Genomic DNA, 19,056 nt, shown 5'->3' with positions numbered 1-19,056 from the left:
CGGACATGACCAGCACCACCGCGACCAGCACCACCACCGGGACACCCATAGCCGCGGCCCCCGAAGTCCCCGCCGCCGAGGTCGAGTTGCTCATCGGCGGAATGACCTGCGCCTCCTGCGCGGCCCGCGTCGAGAAGAAGCTCAACCGCATGGACGGCGTCAGCGCCACGGTCAACTACGCGACCGAGAAGGCGAAGGTCAGCTACCCGGCGGGCATCCAGGTCGCCGATCTCATCGCGACCGTGGTGAAGACCGGCTACACCGCCGAGGAACCCGCTCCGCCGGAACCCGAGCCGGAGACCCCCGAGGACGACGACCCCGAACTCGCCTCCCTGCGCGAGCGGTTGACCGTCTCCGCCCTCCTCGCCCTGCCCGTCGTGCTGCTCTCGATGGTCCCGGCCCTGCAGTTCGACAACTGGCAGTGGCTCGCGCTGACCCTCGCCGCGCCCGTCGTCGTCTGGGGCGGACTCCCGTTCCACAGGGCCGCGTTCACCAACGCCCGGCACGGCGCCGCGACCATGGACACTCTCGTCTCGGTCGGCACGCTCGCCGCGTTCGGCTGGTCGCTGTGGGCGCTGTTCTTCGGCGACGCGGGCATGGCCGGCATGCACGACGAGTTCCGCCTCACCGTCTCGCGCACGGACGGCGCCTCGACGATCTACCTCGAAGTGGCCGCCGGAGTCGTCGCGTTGATCCTCCTGGGCCGCTATCTGGAGGCCCGCTCCAAGAGGCGCGCCGGAGCGGCCCTGCGCGCGCTCCTGCACCTGGGCGCCAAAGACGTGGCCGTACTGCGGGACGGCCGTGAAGTACGGCTCCCGGTGGCCGAGTTGGCGGTCGGGGACCGGTTCGTCGTACGGCCCGGGGAGAAGATCGCGACCGACGGCACCGTCGTCGAGGGCGTCTCTGCGGTCGACGCGTCGATGCTGACCGGCGAGTCGGTGCCGGTGGACGTGGCACCGGGTGACACGGTCACCGGCGCGACCGTGAACGCGGGCGGGCGACTGGTCGTGGCGGCGAGCCGGGTCGGTTCGGACACCCAACTCGCGCGGATGGCGCGGCTGGTGGAGGACGCGCAGAACGGCAAGGCGGAGGTGCAGCGGCTCGCCGACCGGATCTCCGGGATCTTCGTGCCGGTCGTGCTGCTGATCGCGGTCGCCACCTTCGGGGTGTGGCTCGCCGTCAGCGGCGACACGGCCGCCGCGTTCACCGCGGCCGTCGCCGTACTGATCATCGCCTGCCCGTGCGCGCTGGGCCTGGCCACCCCGACCGCCCTCATGGTCGGCACCGGCCGCGGCGCCCAGCTCGGCATCCTGATCAAGGGCCCCGAGGTCCTGGAGACCACCCGCCGCGTCGACACCGTCGTTCTCGACAAGACCGGCACGATCACCACCGGCCGCATGACCCTCCAGGAGGTCCGTGTCGCCGAAGGCACCGACGAACGGCAGCTGCTGCGCCTCGCGGGCGCGCTGGAGCACGCCTCCGAGCACCCCGTCGCACGGGCCGTCGCCACCGGCGCGGAGGAGCGGGTCGGCCCCCTGCCGCCGGTCGAGCACTTCGAGAACGTGCCGGGTCGCGGCGTCCGCGGCCGCGTGGAGGGCCGTGAGGTGGCCGTAGGGCGCCTCTACGACGATCTCCCGGAGGAGTTGGCCCGCGCCCGCTCCGAGGCCGAGAGCGGCGGACGTACGGCCGTGGTGGTCGGCTGGGACGGAGTCGCGCGCGGAGTCGTCGCGGTCGCCGACGCGGTCAAGGAGACCAGCGCCGAGGCCGTACGGGAGCTGCGCGCCCTCGGACTCACCCCGGTCCTCCTGACCGGCGACAACCGCGCGGTGGCCGAATCCGTGGCCGCCGCCGTCGGGATCGCCCCCGGGGACGTCATCGCCGAGGTGCTCCCCGAGGACAAGGTCGCCGCCGTACGACGGCTGCAGGGCGAGGGGCGGAGCGTCGCCATGGTCGGCGACGGCGTGAACGACGCCGCCGCGCTCGCCACCGCCGACCTCGGGCTCGCGATGGGCACCGGGACGGACGCGGCGATCGAGGCGAGCGATCTGACGCTGGTGCGCGGGGACCTCCGGGTGGCCGCGGACGCGATCCGGCTCTCCCGGAGGACCCTCAGCACCATCAAGGGCAATCTCGTGTGGGCTTTCGGATACAACGTGGCGGCGCTCCCGCTGGCCGCCGCGGGCATGCTGAACCCCATGATCGCCGGGGCCGCGATGGCCTTCTCGTCGGTCTTCGTGGTCACCAACAGCCTGAGACTCAGGACATTTCGCTGAAGTTCCGCAAAGTTACCGGGAGTTACGGGAACCTGAAGTAAGAGTCCCTCTAGAGACCGAGGACGGCCTCACATAAGCTCTTCACAAGGCTCGCGCATCATCCTTACGCTGGGGTCCCGACCACGACATCGGGGCTCTTGCGCATCTAACGGACATATGCAAGAGACGCAGATCACAGTGATGTGAACGTAACCATCGAAGGGGTTCGAAGGTCTAAGTTGACGATGTCAGTAAGCGTCTTGGGGGGCGCGAACTGGCATCTGGGGATGTCTTGGGGGACTTCCTCAGAGATGCGTTGCCGGGACACGTACACCGGGGAGCTTTGAGCGGCCCTCTCGACGTGCGGTGTCCCGGCAGATCGCACACATCACTGGCACCACCCAGTAGTACGAGCGGTTCCGCCCGTCCTACTCAACGAAGCCCAAGATCCATCGGGCTTCGGCACGACAGCGATTCAGGCGCTGGTTTCTCAAAGGCGCCCGGCCGGATCCCGTGGGGGGAATCCGCACCGGGACATGGGAAGGCGCCCTGTACGCCGGCCCGTGGGGGGACCGTCGGCAGGGCGCCTTCTTCCCGTTCTTTTTGCGAGCTCGGTTCGCCTCCGGGGCGCCGAAGTCGGTGTTGAGAGCACGATCGTGCTCGACCCTTCGGGCCTCCGCGCGTTCGTGCTCTCAACACCGACGCGCCCCTTCGGCTCACTCGCCGCGTGTCGCGAGGGAGTTAAAAGGGGCGCGGTCTTTGTGTGGTCCGGGGTGCGTTGATGGGGCGCCACTGTCATCTCAGGGGCGCCTGGGAGTGCTCTTAGGGGCGCGGGAGCTGTGCGACCAGCTCCCGCCGGGCCCGCGGCAACCGCACGACGGACCCGGCGGAGCTACTCGCTTCAGCGGCCCTCGACCGGGACGAAGTCCCGCTCGACGATGCCGGTGTAGATCTGGCGCGGGCGCCCGATGCGCGAACCGGGCTCCTTGATCATCTCGTGCCACTGGGCGATCCAGCCCGGGAGGCGGCCCAGGGCGAACAGGACCGTGAACATCTCGGTCGGGAAGCCCATGGCCCGGTAGATCAGGCCGGTGTAGAAGTCGACGTTCGGGTAGAGGTTGCGCGAGACGAAGTAGTCGTCCGACAGCGCGTGCTCCTCGAGCTTCAGCGCGATGTCCAGCAGCTCGTCGGACTTGCCGAGGGCCGAGAGGACGTCGTGCGCCGCCGCCTTGATGATCTTCGCGCGCGGGTCGAAGGACTTGTACACCCGGTGGCCGAAGCCCATCAGGCGGACGCCGTCCTCCTTGTTCTTCACCTTGCGGATGAAGGAGTCGACATCGCCGCCGTTGGCCTGGATGCCTTCCAGCATCTCCAGGACCGACTGGTTGGCGCCGCCGTGCAGCGGGCCCCACAGCGCGTTGATGCCGGCCGAGATCGACGCGAACATGTTGGCCTGCGAGGAACCGACCAGGCGGACCGTGGACGTGGAGCAGTTCTGCTCGTGGTCCGCGTGCAGGATCAGCAGCTTGTCGAGCGCGGAGACGACGACCGGGTCGAGGTCGTAGTCCTGCGCCGGGACCGAGAAGGTCATGCGCAGGAAGTTCTCGACGTAGCCGAGGTCGTTGCGCGGGTAGACGAACGGGTGGCCGATCGACTTCTTGTACGCGTACGCCGCGATCGTCGGAAGCTTGGCGAGCAGCCGGATCGTGGAGAGGTTGCGCTGCTTCTCGTCGAACGGGTTGTGGCTGTCCTGGTAGAAGGTGGACAGCGCCGAGACGACCGACGACAGCATCGCCATCGGGTGGGCGTCGCGCGGGAAGCCCTTGTAGAAGTTCTTGACGTCCTCGTGCAGCAGGGTGTGCTGCGTGATGTCGTTCTTGAACACGGTGAGCTCGTCGACGGTCGGCAGCTCGCCGTTGATGAGCAGGTAGGCGACCTCCACGAACGTGGAGCGCTCGGCCAGCTGCTCGATCGGGTAGCCGCGGTACCGGAGGATCCCCTGCTCACCGTCGAGGTAGGTGATGGCGGATTTATAGGCGGCGGTGTTCCCGTAACCGCTGTCCAGCGTCACCAGACCGGTCTGGGCGCGGAGCTTCCCGATGTCGAAGCCCATGTCGCCGACGGTGCTGTCGATCACCGGGTAGGTGTACTCGCCGTCGCCGTACCGCAGTACTACAGAGTTGTCGCTCACGTCATCCCTCACCGACGTTGTGCCTCTTCTTCGAGGTTGCCCTGACTGTCTCTACCATCCCCCATTTGGCGCAGGAGAGTGCACTCGGGGTCGACCATTGGGCCTATTGGCGGCACTGAGTGCCGCCAACTTACTCATCCTGCCCCCTCCACCCCGGCGACTGGAAGTGCTGTGTGACCTTCCTGACTCATTTGATCGATCATTTTTCGTGATGAGTCGCCGCTACGACGGTCACGGACCCGAGAGTCTGAAGTCCAGAGCCGTGCAGCGCCTGCCCGCCGACACCGTGCGCACCGCCTGCCCGATCGCCTTGCGCGATCCGACCAGCACGACCAGCCGCTTCGCCCGGGTCACGGCCGTATACAACAGGTTCCGCTGGAGCATGGTCCACGCGCTCGTGGTGACCGGGATCACGACGGCCGGGTATTCACTGCCCTGGGAGCGGTGGATCGTCACCGCGTAGGCGTGCGACAGCTCGTCCAGTTCATCGAATTCGTACGGCACTTCCTCGTCCTCGTCCGTCAGCACGGTGAGGCGCTGGTCCACCGGGTCGAGTGAGGTGACGACGCCGACCGTGCCGTTGAAGACGCCGTTCTCGCCCTTCTCGTAGTTGTTGCGGATCTGGGTGACCTTGTCGCCGACGCGGAAGACCCGGCCGCCGAACCGCTTCTCGGGGACGTCGGGGCGGCCGGGGGTGATCGCCTGCTGGAGCAGTCCGTTCAGGTTGCCCGCGCCCGCCGGCCCCCGGTGCATGGGCGCGAGCACCTGCACGTCCCGGCGCGGGTCGAGCCCGAACTTGGCCGGAATCCGCCGCGCCGCCACGTCCACGGTGAGCCGGCCGGCCTCCTCCGTGTCGTCCTCCACGAAGAGGAAGAAGTCCTTCATGCCGTCGGTGACGGGGTGCTGCCCGGAGTTGATCCGGTGCGCGTTGGTGACGACGCCGGACTGCTGGGCCTGCCGGAACACGCGCGTGAGCCGCACGGCGGGGATCGGACCGCCGTCCGCGAGCAGGTCCCGCAGCACCTCGCCCGCGCCGACGCTGGGGAGCTGGTCCACGTCACCGACGAAGAGGATGTGCGCACCCGGGGGCACGGCCTTCACCAGCTTGTTGGCGAGGAGGAGGTCGAGCATGGAGGCCTCGTCGACGACGACCAGGTCCGCGTCCAGGGGCCGGTCCTTGTCGTAGGCCGCGTCGCCGCCGGGCTTGAGTTCCAGGAGGCGGTGGACGGTCGAGGCCTCGGCGCCGGTGAGCTCGGCAAGCCGCTTGGCGGCACGGCCGGTCGGGGCGGCGAGGACGACCTTGGCCTTCTTGGCGCGGGCCAGCTCGACGATCGAGCGCACGGTGAAGGACTTGCCGCAGCCGGGACCGCCGGTGAGGACGGCGACCTTCTTGGTGAGGGCGAGCCTGACGGCGGCCTCCTGCTCGGGCGCGAGCTCCACGCCCGTGCGCCCCTTCAGCCATCCGAGCGCCTTGTCCCACACCACGTCGTGGAAGCCGGGCATGCGGTCCGCGTCGGTGTGCAGGAGGCGGCGGAGCTGGGCGGCGAGCGAGAGTTCGGCACGGTGGAAGGGGACCAGGTAGACGGCGGTGACCGGGTCCGGGCTGCCGTCGGGACCGGGAACCTTCTCCCGTACGACACCGGGGTCCCCCGACTCCTCGTCCGGGAGGGCGAGTTCGGCGAGGCACTCGATGACGAGGCCGGTGTCGACCTGCAGCAGCTTCACCGCGTCGGCGATCAGCCGCTCCTCCGGGAGATAGCAGTTGCCCTGGTCGGTGGCCTGCGAAAGGGCGTACTGGAGGCCTGCCTTGACGCGCTCCGGGCTGTCATGGGGAATCCCGACGGACTGGGCGATCCTGTCGGCGGTGAGGAAGCCGATGCCCCAGACGTCGGAGGCGAGGCGGTACGGCTGGTTCTTGACGACGGAGATCGACGCGTCGCCGTACTTCTTGTAGATGCGCACGGCGATCGACGTGGACACCTCGACGGACTGGAGGAAGAGCATGACCTCCTTGATCGCCTTCTGCTCCTCCCAGGCGTCGGCGATCTTCTTCGTCCGCTTGGGCCCGAGCCCCGGGACCTCGATCAGGCGCTTCGGCTCCTCCTCGATGATCTGGAGGGTGTCGACGCCGAAGTGCTGGGTGATGCGGTCGGCGAAGACGGGTCCGATGCCCTTGACCAGGCCGGAGCCGAGGTAGCGGCGAATGCCCTGGATGGTGGCCGGGAGGACGGTCGTGTAGTTCTCCACGGTGAACTGCTTGCCGTACTGGGGGTGCGAGCCCCAGCGGCCCTCCATGCGCAGGGACTCCCCCGCCTGGGCGCCGAGCAGCGAGCCGACGACGGTGAGCAGATCGCCGGCGCCCCGCCCGGTGTCGACCCGGGCGACCGTGTAGCCGTTCTCCTCGTTGGCGTACGTGATCCGCTCCAGGACACCTTCGAGAACGGCGAGGTGCCGCTCGCCGGTGGAGTTCGTCGCCTGCTGAGCCATGCTCCCGACGGTACTGGCCCGCACTGACAGTCAGCGGAGGGGCCCGGATTTCAGGGCTTCGAGGAAGGGGGCGAAGGTGGGGGTTGGGAAGGTGAGGGTGGCTCGGGTGGGGGCTTTTGAGTCGCGGACGGCGAAGTGGGTGCGGGTGAGGGCTACCTCCACGCAGCTGTTGCCGTCACCCTCGCCGGAATAGGACGACTTCCGCCAGGTGCCCATACGCCAGCTCACAGCTCCTTGACCAACCTGTTGACGAAGGTCCTGAATGCCTCTGCGGGGAAGCCGAGGCTGGCTCGGGTCGGGGTCTTGGAGTCGCGAACTGCTACGTGAGTGTCGGAGTTTGCGATCTCCACACAGTTGTTGCCGTCGTCCGGGCCCGAGTAGGACGACTTCCGCCAGGTGTCCATGGCATGCCTCACAACTCTTTCGCCAGCCTGTCGATGAAGTCACGCGACCGTCCGGGGGCGAGTGACACGGTCTCCACTTTACGGAAGCGCGTTCGAAAGGCGCCGAGCTGTGCTTCGGAATCGATGAATGCCGACCCCTGGGGCACATCGCGCACCACCGTGTCCAGTTTGGGAACCTGGCCGCCCGCATACGTCATGGCGCTCGCGGCTCTGGCGAAACCGTCCAGGTCGAAGGGGATGACGCGGATGGAGATGCCGTCCGCTTCGGAGAGTTCGAGGAGCTTGGCGAGTTGGGCCCGGGAGGCCGCGCGGTCACTGACCCTGATCCGCAACGCCGACTCATGAATCACCAACTCGTACGGGATGGTGGCCTGCTGGCGTCTCATCCGGTGACTGACGCGCAACTCAAGCTCATTGTCCGTCAGTTCGGGCACTCTGGCAGAGAAGACCGCGCGGGCGTAGTCCTCCGTCTGTAGCAGACCCGGCACGTACAGAATCGCCACCTCCTGCAGAAACGCGGCGTGGTGGTCCAGTTCGGCAAGGTCCAGGAACGACGTTGGAAGCAGGCCCCGGTACTCCTCCCACCAGCCGCGCGTGCGGTCGGTGGCCATCGCGACCAGAGCGTCGATGAACTCCTTGTCCGTGCAGGCGTAGTGGGAAGCGAGTCGGCGCACCCGTTCCTCACTCACGCCCACGAGTCCGGATTCGATGTGGCTCATCTGAACACGGTTCGCCCCGAGCAACGCCGCCGCCTCGACGGCTGTGAGCCCCGCCGCCTCGCGGAGCCTGCGCAGTTCGATCCCCAGGCGCATGTGTCGTGCGGTTGGCTCGCGCCTCTGGACCATGAACTGCTCCTCGTTCGGGGCGGATTACGCGATCAGCTTGCTCTGGGTAACACGTTACCCCTACCGTCAGTGACGCGACGCACACACTGCGGAAATGCCGGGACACCGGAAGCGCACCACTCCGTCCTGCCACGACGGCTGTGGCACTGCCACCGCCCGCGACACCCGCAGCCCTCCGAAATCCCCACCACCGAAACGGAGTTGAAGCCGCATGCCCGAGATCCCGCCCGCCCCCTGGGAGTACTGCCTCTCCATCCCCGGCGACATCCGGGCCGTCACCGTCAGTCGCCGCACCCTCCGGCTGATCCTCACCGTGCACGGGCTGATCCGGCTCGCGGACACGGCCGAGCTTCTCGCGGCGGAGCTGGTCGCCAACGCCGTGCTCCACGCGAAGGGGCCGGCCGCCCTGCGCGTGGGCTGGTCGGCGGGCGTGCTGCGGCTCGGGGCCTGGGACGCCGATCCTGAACCACCTGGGCCACCACGGCCGTTGACGGAAATCGGTGACGCAGAAGGCGGGCGCGGTCTCGCACTGGTCCGGGCCTGTGCCGATCAGTAGGGCTGGCAGCCGCTGTCCCGGAACGGGAGCCGGGGAAAGCTGGTGTGGTGTGAGCTCGCCGCTGCTTGAGGCGGCGGCCTGGCGGAACCACCTTGCGGGGCGGACCGGTTCGGGCGGTGGACCGTCACGGGGTCCGGGGTCCGGGGGCCGGGTCCGGGGTGGTCTCGGGGAGTAGGTGCGTGCGGCGTTCCTCGGGTGTCAGTGAGCGGAAGATCCGGCCGCGTGCCGCCGACAGCAGGGCCTGGGTGTCGCCCTCGGCGGCCCAGACGCGGATGGTGCGGTCCTCGGCGGCGGAGACCACGCGACGGCTGTCGGGAAGCCACGCGACGTAGATGCACCGGCCGCGGTGGATCCCGATGATCCGGCCCTCTCCCCCGTGCCGTGGATTCCACAGGCGAACCGTGTGGTCGGTGGAGGCGGTGGCGAGCATCCGGCCGTCCGGGGACCAGGCGACCGCGTGCACACGGGCCTCGTGGCCCTGGAGCACATGCAGGAGCGTGCCGTCGGCGGTGTCCCAGACCCGTACCGTCCAGTCGCCGGAACTGGTGGCGAGCCGCGTTCCGTCCGGGGACCAGGCCACCGCGTCGACCCAGCTCTGATGACCGGTCAGGCGGTGGAGCGGGCGCCGGCCGGCGAGGCTCCAGATCTGCGCGGTGTGGTCGTCCGACCCGGTCGCCAGCATCGTCCCGTCGGGTGACCAGGCGAGGGCGCAGATCCACTGGGAGTGATCCGCGTACCGCCCGAGGACCGTGCCGTTCGCCGGGTCGAGGACGGTGGCGCGGTTGTCGCGTCCCGCGATGGCCAGCCGGGTCCCGTCGGGGGACCAGGCGAGGGCCTCGACCGTCTCCTGCCCGGAGAAGACGGTCCGGTGCCCGTCACCGTCGAGCGGCTGCCAGAGCCTGACGGTGTTGTCGTCGGCGCAGCTGGCGAGCCGGCGGCCGTCGGGAGCCCAGCGCACCGCCCTCATGCCCGCGGTGTGCCCGGACAGGGTCCTGACCTTCTCGCCGTCGCCGGTCCGCCAGATCCGTATGTCGTGGTCGATGGCGCCGCCGGCCAGGTGACCGCCGTCGGCGCTGATGTCGAAGCCGAGGACGGGGCCGGGGTGTTCGGCTATCTGGAGCAGTTCGGTGCTGCGCGTGCCGACGGTCCATATGCGGGCCGTGCCGTCCTCGGCGCCGGTGGCGATGCGGTCGCCGCGGGGCGACCAGGCGAGCGCCTCCACCCGGTCCGTGTGGCCGCACAGGTGGGCGAGTTCGTCCCCGTGGGCGAGCGTGCGGACGTACACCTCGGACCCGCGTGCGGCGATGGCGAAGCTGTCGCCCCGCGGGGAGCATCGCAGCTTGATGATCAGCGCGTCCGGCCCCGGAAGGGTGCGCAGCAGTTCTCCGGTCCCGGCGTCCAGGACGCGCACCCGCTCCTCGCCGGAGAGCAGGCAGCCGCCGTCCGGTGTCCAGGAGACGGGGGTCGCGTGGTTGTACGAGCGCTCGACGACCCGCTGGGGACGTGCGGCGGCGACGTCCCAGACGATGTATGACAGGTCGTAGGCGGCGGAGAGCAGTCGGGTGCCGTCCGGGGACCAGGAGAGCTGGTAGATCTCGTTGCGGTGGCCGGCCAGTACGGCGGTCGGCTGCCAGGTGGCGGTGTCGAAGAGCCGGATGTGCCGGTCCCGGGAGCAGGCGGCCAGCAGGGAGCCGTCCGGGGACCAGGCGACGTCGCGGACCGTGTCGTCGAAGGCGTCCAGCACGGTCACGGTCTCGCCGGTGACGGGATCCCACACCCGCACGGTGCGGTCGCGCGAGGCACTGGCGACCCTCGTGGAGTCCGGCGACCAGTCCACCGCCATCACCCCTCCGGCATGCCCCTCCAGAAGTACGGCGGACGCGCCCGCGGCCGCGTCCCAGACCCGGGCGGTCCCGTCCAGCGACCCGGTGGCGATCCATGCCTCGTCGGGGGACCAGGCCACGGCGCGGACGCCGGCGGTGTGGCCGGTGAGTACGGCCTGCGTGTGGTGGTGGGCGAGCGAGGCCAGCAGCGCCCGGACGGCGGTGGCGGTGGGCGGGCACTCGGCGAGGGCGGTGGCCGCCAGGAGGGTGCCCAGCTCCGGTTCCCGCTCGGCGTTCGCCAGGACGTACTGGCCTATCGACTCGGAGACCCGGTGCAGGAAGTCCCTGTCCTGGCTCCGGGAAGCCGTGACCAGTTCCTGCATGTCCGCGGTCGCCTCCCTGGCGGGCTCCAGACCCGCCAGCCATCTTCGGGCCAGGGCGAGCCGTTCCCCGGTGAGGAGGTAGTCGGGACTGCGTCCGGAGGCCCGCCAGTCGGACGCCCAGCGTTCCAGCTCGCTGCGGCTCTTCAACTGCTCGGTGCGGACCGCCACTTGTTGCTGAAGCGGTGGCCACTGCCGGAACAGGGCCTCGTGCGCGGCCTGGAGCACGGGAGCCCCTTCGAACTGGGTGACGACCAGCAGCCGGGCCTTGTCGAAGGGAGCGAGGATCTCCCGCTCCCGGTCCGACAGGCCTGCCGTCGGCACCCGGCGCTTCACCGGTTCGCCCGCGTCCATCCCGACGAGGAGCAGCAGCACCGCGAGCACGGTGTCCGCGCCGTACTGCTCGACCACGAAGGCGAAGACCTCGTCGGCCTGGCGGGCGAGGGCGCCGGTGACGCCGCCGAGGGACAGATAACTCTCCGTGGTCGCGAGGCGCGACTCGCCCATCGACAGGTAGAGCTCCCGCAGCAGGTAGGCCAGCAGGGGCAGGGCGTCCGCGGTGCCGGTGTCCTCGACGATCCGCGCGACGAGCCCGGGTTCGAAGGTGACCCCGGCCAGTCGTGCGGGCTGCTCGACGACGGCGACGATCTCGGCCGTGCTCATCACCCCGAGCGCCATCGGCGAGGTGAACAGCTGGGGCTGGCCGCCGGAGAGGAAGTCCTGGAGGAACTCCACGCGCAGAGTGGCCACCACCCACAGCCGGCGGTCGGCCGCCAGCGCCGCCGAGACACCGGCGAGGAACCTCTCCCGGTCGGCCACCGGAGCGTAGGTGATCAGTTCCTCCAGCTGGTCGATCACCAGCAGTACGCGGCCCGGCAGCACTCCACCTGTCGTACGTGACCTGTGCACGTCCGCGAGGTCGCCGTCCCGCAGTCGGCGTACGACGTCCTCGCGGTCGCGTCCGCTCGCCTGCACCAGGCTGTCGGCCAGGCTCTCCAACGGGTCGGTACCGGGCACGATCACGGGGAGGACCGTCCACCGGGACCTCAGCAGGCGCGGCAGGACCCCGGCATGCACCACGGAACTCTTGCCGCTTCCCGACATGCCCGTGATGCACACGAACCTGTCCTGCGGCTCCGGCGTGGCCGCGTTCAGCCGGCGGATGATCCGGGCGATCTCAGTGTCCCGTCCGAAGAACACGGCCGCGTCCTGCCGGCCGAACGCGGCGAGACCCGGGTAGGGGGTGTGCCGCGGGTCCCAGGCGGGCCGCGCTGTCGGGGGGTGGGCCTGCCGGTGCACCACCACCTCGCCCACGATGGTCACGCCCAGCAGGACGACCACCACCACCGGCGCGATCCGGCCGAGGAACCGGACGGTGGGCGACTGGACGGCGTTCGCCGTGAAGTTGACCGCGACCTCCATCAGGGTCGCCGAGACCAGAACCGTGATCCGCAGAAGCAGAGTCGACCGTTGCCGCATACGCTTCCCCCCGATTGATAGGGGCTGCCCGGCCACCGGCCGCGGAAAACCCGACGGTGCGGACGCCCGCCGAGACGATCCCCTGATCCGTCCCTTCGCCTTGCTGCCGGGCGAGGCCACCGCAGCCGAAATCCCGGCGCAGCAAAGGCACTTGGACGAACGCCGTATCGACCGCCCTCCCGCACGGCAGCTCACCCCGGCCCGATCGGCGAGGCCGGACGGCGAACGCCAACTCCCGCGACAACCGGCACCGGGCAACCGGCAACCGGCAGACTCCTCGCGGGAGTTGGCGTCCGCCGACACGGACACCGTCCACCCGCACGGGCCCAACTCCCGTGTCCCGCAACGCCCTGACGGCACCACGGCGCGACGGTGCCCCCACGCCCGTGGACTTCTCCCAGCACACCCGGAACAGCGGGCTCCCGCTGCCGACCCCGCGCCCGGCGGACCCCGAAAGCCCGGGACCACTCCCTCTCCCCTTCTCCCCCTCACCTTCCCCCCTCCCCCACATCACGATCCGGTCTCAGGGTCTTGATTTACACCCGTGTAATCGATTCCAATCCTCCGTGTAATCGATTCCACGAGGAGGTGGAACGGCGATGGCGAGCATCAAGGACGTCGCCGCCGGGGCCGGGGTCTCCGTGGCCACGGTGTCGCGGGTGCTGAATGACCATCCGTCGGTCAGTGACGACGCACGGACGCGCGTGCTGGCCGCCGTGGAGGCGCTGGGGTACCGCCCGAACGCCGTCGCCCGGTCCCTGCGCACCGACCAGACCCGCACCCTCGGCCTGGTCATCAGCGACGTGCTCAACCCGTACTTCACCGAGCTGGCCCGTTCCGTCGAGGAAGAGGCCCGTGCGCTCGGGTACAGCGTCATCATCGGCAACGCCGACGAGCGGCCGGAGCTGCAGGACCACCACGTGCGGACGCTGCTGGACCGCCGTATCGACGGACTGCTCGTCTCCCCCACCGACGGCGGCTCCCCCGGGATGCTGGACGCGGCGCGGGCCGGGACGCCCATGGTGTTCGTGGACCGGTGGATCCCGGGCGTGGACGTGCCCGTCGTGCGGGCCGACGGGCGGGCCGCCATCCGGGATCTCGTCGCCCATCTGCACGGGCTCGGGCACCGCAGGCTCGCCATCATCGCCGGACCCGCCGCCACGACCACCGGCAGTGAGCGCGTCGCCGCCTTCCGGGACGCGCTCGCCGAGTACGGGATCCCGCTCCCCGAGGCCTACATCGGGCAGGGCGACTTCCAGGCCGAGAGCGGGCGGCGGGTGACCGAGGGGTTCCTCGACCTGCCCGAGCCGCCCGAGGTCGTGTTCGCCGCCGACAACCTGATGGCCCTGGGCGCCCTGGACGCCGTACGTGCGCGGGGGCTGCGGGTTCCGGAGGATCTCGCGCTGGCCGCGTTCGACGACATCCGGTGGTTCGTGCACACCGATCCGCCGGTCACCGCGATCGCGCAGCCGACCAGTGAGCTGGGGCGGGCCGCCGTGCGCGCCCTCGTCGACCGGATCGAAGGACGGGCGCCGCAGTCCGTCACCCTTCCCGCCCGCCTGGTCGTACGGCGTTCGTGCGGCGAACCGCCCACCGGGCAGTCCCCCGTCCCCTCCCCTCTCCGAAGGAGCCAGCCGTGAGCAACCAGGACGAGTTGCTGCGCATCGAGGGCATGCGCAAGACCTTCCCCGGTGTCGTCGCGCTGGACGGCGTCGACTTCGATCTGCGCCGGGGCGAGGTCCATGTGCTGCTCGGTGAGAACGGCGCCGGGAAGAGCACCCTCATCAAGATGCTCTCCGGCGCCTACCGTCCCGACGGAGGCCGCGTGCTGGCCGCTGGCGAGGAGGTGCGCATCCATGACGCGCAGGACTCCGCGCGGCTCGGGATCGCCACCATCTACCAGGAGTTCAACCTCGTTCCCGATCTGACGGTCGCCGAGAACATCTTCCTGGGGCGGCAGCCGCGTCGGCTCGGGATGATCGACCGGAAGCGGATGGAGGCGGACGCCGCCGTTCTGCTGGAGCGGGTGGGGGTCGATGTCTCTCCCCGCGCGCGGGTCCGTGAACTCGGCATCGCCCGGCTCCAGATGGTGGAGATCGCCAAGGCACTCAGCCTCGACACCCGCGTGCTGATCATGGACGAACCGACCGCCGTGCTCACCTCGGAGGAGGTCGAGAAGCTGTTCGCCATCGTGCGCCAGCTGCGCGCGGACGGCGTCGGGATCGTCTTCATCACCCATCACCTGGAGGAGATCGCCGCCATCGGGGACCGGGTCACCGTCATCCGGGACGGGAAGAGCGTGGGGCAGGTGCCCGCCTCCACTCCCGAGAACGAGCTGGTACGGCTGATGGTCGGGCGCTCCATCGAGCAGCAGTACCCGCGTGAACGGGCCGACACCGGGGCCGCGTTGCTCTCCGTGGAGGGGCTCACCCGGGACGGTGTCTTCCACGACATCAGCTTCGAGGTGCGGGCCGGTGAGGTCGTCGGCATCGCCGGGCTCGTCGGGGCGGGCCGTACCGAGGTCGTCCGTGCCGTCTTCGGGGCCGACCCCTACGACCGCGGGGCCGTGAAGGTCGGCGGTTCCGCGCTGCGCGGGCACGACGTCAACGCGGCGATGACCGCCGGGATCGGGCTCGTGCCCGAGGACCGCAAGGGGCAGGGGCTCGTCCTCGACCAGTCCGTGGAGGAGAACCTCGGGCTCGTCACCATGCGGGCCGCCACCCACGGCGGGCTCGTCGACCTCAGGGGGCAGCGGGCCGCCGCCGCGCGGATCGCGAAGCAGCTGGGCGTGCGGATGGCCGGACTCGGCCAGCAGGTACGGACGTTGTCCGGCGGCAACCAGCAGAAGGTCGTCATCGGCAAGTGGCTGCTCGCCGACACCAAGGTGCTGATCCTCGACGAGCCGACGCGCGGCATCGACGTCGGCGCCAAGGTCGAGATCTACCAGCTCATCAACGAACTCACGGCCGCCGGTGCCGCCGTCCTCATGATCTCCAGCGATCTGCCCGAGGTGCTCGGCATGAGCGACCGGGTGCTGGTCATGGCCCAGGGGCGCATCGCGGGCGAGCTGTCCGCCGAACAGGCCACGCAGGACTCCGTGATGGCGCTCGCCGTCAGCACACCCAGCACGTCGACCGGCACCCCGGCCGACGCGACCACCGACGCAACTACCGCTGTGGAGGGCCACCGTGGCCGCTGACACGCATCTGAGCACGCCGGGCGCCAGTGGCGTCCCGGGAATCCGCCGACTGCTCCTGGACAACGGGGCGCTGACGGCCCTCATCGTCCTGGTCATCGCCATGTCGGCGCTGTCCGGCGACTTCCTGACCACGGACAACCTCCTCAACGTCGGCGTCCAGGCGGCCGTGACCGCCATCCTCGCCTTCGGCGTCACCTTCGTGATCGTCTCGGCGGGCATCGACCTGTCGGTCGGTTCGGTGGCGGCCCTCTCGGCCACCGTGCTGGCCTGGAGCGCCACGCAGCACGGCGTCCCGGTCGTCCTCGCCGTGATCCTCGCGATCGCCACCGGCATCGCGGCCGGTCTCGTCAACGGCTTCCTCATCGCCTACGGCAAACTCCCGCCGTTCATCGCGACGCTGGCGATGCTGTCGGTGGCGCGCGGGCTGTCGCTGGTGATCTCGCAGGGCTCCCCGATCGCCTTCCCCGACTCGGTCTCGCACCTCGGCGACACCCTCGGCGGCTGGCTGCCGGTGCCGGTCCTGGTGATGATCGCGATGGGTCTCGTCGCGGCCTTCGTCCTCGGCCGTACGTACATCGGCCGCTCGATGTACGCCATCGGCGGCAACGAGGAGGCCGCGCGCCTCTCGGGGCTGCGGGTCTCCCGGCAGAAACTCGCGATCTACGCCCTGTCCGGTGTGTTCGCCGCCGCCGCGGGCATCGTGCTGGCCTCCCGGCTCTCCTCCGCGCAGCCGCAGGCCGCCGACGGCTACGAGCTGGACGCGATCGCCGCGGTCGTCATCGGCGGCGCCTCCCTCGCGGGCGGCACCGGCAAGGCGTCCGGCACCCTCATCGGCGCGCTGATCCTCGCGGTGCTGCGCAACGGCCTCAACCTCCTTTCCGTGTCGGCGTTCTGGCAGCAGGTCGTCATCGGTGTCGTGATCGCGCTGGCGGTCCTGCTGGACACCGTGCGGCGCAAGGCGGGCGCGACTCCCGTCTCCGGCGCGAGCGGTGGCGGCCGGGGCAGGCAGGCGACGACGTACGCGCTCGCCGCCGTCGTCACGGTCGCGATCGTGGGGGCCACCTCCTTCCTGCACAACGGCTCCGCCACGAGCGACAAGCCCAAGCTCGGTCTGTCGCTCTCCACGCTCAACAACCCGTTCTTCGTGCAGATCCGGTCGGGTGCGCAGGCGGAGGCGAAGCGGCTGGGTCTGGACCTCACCGTCACGGACGCGCAGAACGACGCCTCGCAGCAGGCCAACCAGCTGCAGAACTTCACCAGTTCGAACTACGGCGCGATCATCGTCAACCCGGTGGACTCGGACGCGGCGAGCAACTCCGTGAAGGCCGCCGACAAGGCGAAGATCCCGGTCGTCGCCGTCGACCGGGGCGTCAACAAGGCGGCCGTGGACACCCTCGTCGCCTCCGACAACATCGCGGGCGGTGAACTCGCCGCGAAGACCGTCGCCGAGAAGCTCGGCGGCACCGGCAGGATCGTCATCCTCCAGGGCCAGGCGGGCACGTCGGCGGCGCGTGAGCGCGCGGAGGGCTTCGCCAAGGGGCTCAAGGCCTACCCCGGCATCAAGGTCCTGGCCCAGCAGCCGGCGGACTTCGACCGCACCAAGGGTCTCGACGTGATGTCGAACCTGCTCCAGGCGCACCCCGACGTCCAGGGCGTCATCGCCGCCAACGACGAGATGGCGCTCGGCGCGATCAAAGCGCTCGGCTCCAAGGCGGGCACGTCGGTCGCGGTGGTCGGTTTCGACGGCACCCCGGACGGTCTGACCGCCGTCAAGCAGGGCACTCTGTACGCGTCCGTGGCCCAACAGCCCAGCCAGTTGGGCAAAATCGCCGTGGACAACGCGCTGCGCGCCGCCCAGGGCAAGAAGGTGGAGACGACGGTGAAGGTGCCGGTCAAGGTCGTCACCCAGGGCAACGTGGCCGGGTTCACCGGCTGACCTCGGCCGGTCCGCGCCGACCCGATCGACGCTCCAGGGCACCACTCCAAGTCACCACTGCGGGGAGTCAACTGATGTACGACTACGACCTCCTGGTCGTGGGATCGGCCAACGCCGATCTCGTGATCGGCGTCGAGCGGCGGCCGGGCGCCGGCGAGACGGTCCTCGGTTCCGACCTGGCCGTCCACCCGGGCGGCAAGGGCGCCAACCAGGCGGTCGCCGCCGCCCGGCTGGGGGCCCGTACGGTCCTGCTGGCCCGGGTCGGCGACGACGAGCACGGCCGGCTGCTGCTCGACTCGCAGCGGGCCGCGGGAGTGGACACGGTGGGTGTGCTGGTCGGCGGCGCGCCGACCGGGGTCGCGCTGATCACCGTGGACCCGTCCGGCGACAACAGCATCGTGGTGTCGCCCGGTGCCAACGGACGGCTCTTCCCCGTGGACGTCCAGGCCGCCGGGTGCCTCTTCCAGGCCGCCCGGGTGGTCTCGGTGCAGCTGGAGATCCCGCTGGAGACGGTCGTGGAGGTGGTACGGAACCTCGCGGAGGGCAGCCGGTTCGTGCTGAATCCGTCGCCGCCCCGGCCGCTGCCGTCCGAAGTCCTGGCCGCCTGCGACCCGTTGATCGTCAACGAGCACGAGGCGAAGGTGATCCTCGGGGACGCGCGCGTGGGCGAGCGGCCCGAGGACTGGGCGCGGATCCTGCTGGCGAAGGGGCCGCGTTCGGTGGTCGTGACCCTCGGCGCGGAGGGCGCGCTGGTGGCCACCAAGGACGGGGTGACCCGGGTGCCGCCGGTGAATGTCGACGCCGTGGACACGACGGGCGCGGGCGACGCGTTCACCGCCGCGCTGGCCTGGAAGCTGGGCGCGGGCCTGTCGCTGGCCGAGGCGGCGGAGTACGCGGCCCGGGTCGGCGCGGTCGCGGTGACACGTGAGGGCGCCCAGGACTCCTTCCCCACGGCGGACGAGGTCGCCGCGCTGTGAAGAAGGCAGGGATTCTCAACCGTCATCTCTCCGGCGCGCTGGCCGAGTTGGGGCACGGGGACGGGGTGCTGGTGTGTGATGCCGGGATGCCGATCCCCCGGGGTCCCCGGGTGGTGGACCTGGCGTTCCGGGCCGGGGTGCCGTCGTTCGCGGAGGTGCTGGACGGGCTGCTGGCCGAGCTGGTCGTGGAGGGTGCCACGGCGGCGAGCGAGGTGCGCGGCGCCAACCGCACGGCCGCCGCGCTGCTCGACGCCCGGTTCCCCGACGGCCTGGACCTCGTCCCGCACGAGCGGCTCAAGGAGCTGTCGGCCGGCGCGCGGCTGATCGTGCGCACGGGCGAGGCGCGGCCGTACGCGAACGTGCTGCTGCGGTGCGGGGTGTTCTTCTAGCGGCCGTCCGGGACCGTAAATTCGAGGGGGCCCGGTCCGTCGACCGTGCCCCCTCGGGTTTTCCCCTCCTGCATCAGAACCCCTCGTGATCCCCCCAGATCCCCCTCCAAGAGCCCTGACGCCCAGTACGACCCACGG

12 protein-coding genes and 1 pseudogene are annotated in these 19,056 nt (G+C 70.4%); 7 read left to right on the top strand and 6 right to left on the bottom strand.

Translation table 11 applies throughout. The features are described from left to right. The first annotated feature begins 5 nt into the window (after positions 1-5). The gene (locus tag ACIPTO_RS12520; RefSeq protein WP_401191204.1) at positions 6-2,273 is read left to right on the top strand and encodes a heavy metal translocating P-type ATPase; all 2,268 of its coding nucleotides are present in this window, start codon (positions 6-8) and stop codon (positions 2,271-2,273) included. An 880-nt stretch (positions 2,274-3,153) separates the two neighbouring features. On the opposite strand, the gene ACIPTO_RS12515 is transcribed toward ACIPTO_RS12520, so the two are convergent. From ACIPTO_RS12515 to ACIPTO_RS12495, 5 genes are all read right to left on the bottom strand, one after another. After that, on the bottom strand, positions 3,154-4,443 hold the full coding sequence (locus tag ACIPTO_RS12515; protein ID WP_366313300.1) for a citrate synthase: 1,290 nt from the start codon (positions 4,441-4,443) through the stop codon (positions 3,154-3,156). Positions 4,444-4,674: 231 nt separating this feature from the next. Continuing rightward, positions 4,675-6,930, bottom strand: coding sequence for an ATP-dependent RecD-like DNA helicase (locus tag ACIPTO_RS12510; protein ID WP_366313298.1), 2,256 nt, complete (start codon positions 6,928-6,930; stop codon positions 4,675-4,677). 30 nt (positions 6,931-6,960) lie between these two features. Then, positions 6,961-7,146: a DUF397 domain-containing protein gene (locus tag ACIPTO_RS12505; protein WP_401192109.1), complete on the bottom strand. Its 186-nt coding sequence runs from the start codon at positions 7,144-7,146 to the stop codon at positions 6,961-6,963. An 8-nt stretch (positions 7,147-7,154) separates the two neighbouring features. Next, positions 7,155-7,334 (bottom strand): DUF397 domain-containing protein, encoded by a 180-nt coding sequence (locus ACIPTO_RS12500; RefSeq protein ID WP_401191201.1) that lies wholly within the window; start codon positions 7,332-7,334, stop codon positions 7,155-7,157. An 8-nt stretch (positions 7,335-7,342) separates the two neighbouring features. Beyond that, entirely contained in the window at positions 7,343-8,179 is an 837-nt protein-coding gene (locus ACIPTO_RS12495; RefSeq protein WP_401191199.1) for a helix-turn-helix domain-containing protein, read from the bottom strand. A 211-nt stretch (positions 8,180-8,390) separates the two neighbouring features. On the opposite strand from ACIPTO_RS12495, the pseudogene ACIPTO_RS12490 reads away from it, so the two are divergent. Continuing rightward, positions 8,391-8,804, top strand: a pseudogene (locus ACIPTO_RS12490) (ATP-binding protein). 55 nt (positions 8,805-8,859) lie between these two features. Here the strand turns inward: ACIPTO_RS12490 and ACIPTO_RS12485 are convergent. Further along, the gene (locus ACIPTO_RS12485) at positions 8,860-12,417 is read right to left on the bottom strand and encodes an AAA family ATPase (protein ID WP_401191197.1); all 3,558 of its coding nucleotides are present in this window, start codon (positions 12,415-12,417) and stop codon (positions 8,860-8,862) included. A gap of 599 nt (positions 12,418-13,016) precedes the next feature. On the opposite strand from ACIPTO_RS12485, the gene ACIPTO_RS12480 reads away from it, so the two are divergent. The 5 genes from ACIPTO_RS12480 (at position 13,017) to rbsD (ending at position 18,918) form a co-directional block, all read left to right on the top strand. Beyond that, entirely contained in the window at positions 13,017-14,057 is a 1,041-nt protein-coding gene (locus tag ACIPTO_RS12480; RefSeq protein ID WP_366313288.1) for a LacI family DNA-binding transcriptional regulator, read from the top strand. Beyond that, positions 14,054-15,616, top strand: coding sequence for a sugar ABC transporter ATP-binding protein (locus tag ACIPTO_RS12475; RefSeq protein ID WP_401191195.1), 1,563 nt, complete (start codon positions 14,054-14,056; stop codon positions 15,614-15,616). The genes ACIPTO_RS12480 and ACIPTO_RS12475 overlap by 4 nt, the downstream gene beginning before the upstream one ends. Then, positions 15,606-17,552 carry a substrate-binding domain-containing protein gene (locus ACIPTO_RS12470; RefSeq protein WP_401191193.1) on the top strand — a complete coding sequence of 649 codons (1,947 nt, stop codon included), beginning with the start codon at positions 15,606-15,608 and terminating at the stop codon, positions 17,550-17,552. Before ACIPTO_RS12475 ends, ACIPTO_RS12470 begins: the two co-directional genes overlap by 11 nt. A 74-nt stretch (positions 17,553-17,626) precedes the next feature. Further along, positions 17,627-18,529, top strand: coding sequence for a ribokinase (locus ACIPTO_RS12465; RefSeq protein ID WP_401191191.1), 903 nt, complete (start codon positions 17,627-17,629; stop codon positions 18,527-18,529). Then, positions 18,526-18,918: a D-ribose pyranase gene (rbsD, locus tag ACIPTO_RS12460; protein WP_401191189.1), complete on the top strand. Its 393-nt coding sequence runs from the start codon at positions 18,526-18,528 to the stop codon at positions 18,916-18,918. The genes ACIPTO_RS12465 and rbsD overlap by 4 nt, the downstream gene beginning before the upstream one ends. The last annotated feature ends 138 nt before the right edge of the window (positions 18,919-19,056 follow it).

It is taken from the genome of Streptomyces sp. NPDC090083 (genome assembly GCF_044747445.1).
Taxonomy (GTDB): Bacteria; Actinomycetota; Actinomycetes; order Streptomycetales; family Streptomycetaceae; genus Streptomyces.
This window is presented reverse-complemented; position numbering and strand designations above follow the sequence as displayed.

Coding starts and splice junctions, on each gene's coding strand:
- ACIPTO_RS12510 (WP_366313298.1), bottom strand. CDS start 6,930: ATGGCTCAGCAGGCGACGAACTCCACCGGCGAGCGGCACCTCGCCGTT.
- ACIPTO_RS12465 (WP_401191191.1), top strand. CDS start 17,627: ATGTACGACTACGACCTCCTGGTCGTGGGATCGGCCAACGCCGATCTC.
- ACIPTO_RS12495 (WP_401191199.1), bottom strand. CDS start 8,179: ATGGTCCAGAGGCGCGAGCCAACCGCACGACACATGCGCCTGGGGATC.
- ACIPTO_RS12485 (WP_401191197.1), bottom strand. CDS start 12,417: ATGCGGCAACGGTCGACTCTGCTTCTGCGGATCACGGTTCTGGTCTCG.
- ACIPTO_RS12505 (WP_401192109.1), bottom strand. CDS start 7,146: ATGGGCACCTGGCGGAAGTCGTCCTATTCCGGCGAGGGTGACGGCAAC.
- ACIPTO_RS12480 (WP_366313288.1), top strand. CDS start 13,017: ATGGCGAGCATCAAGGACGTCGCCGCCGGGGCCGGGGTCTCCGTGGCC.
- ACIPTO_RS12500 (WP_401191201.1), bottom strand. CDS start 7,334: ATGGACACCTGGCGGAAGTCGTCCTACTCGGGCCCGGACGACGGCAAC.
- ACIPTO_RS12520 (WP_401191204.1), top strand. CDS start 6: ATGACCAGCACCACCGCGACCAGCACCACCACCGGGACACCCATAGCC.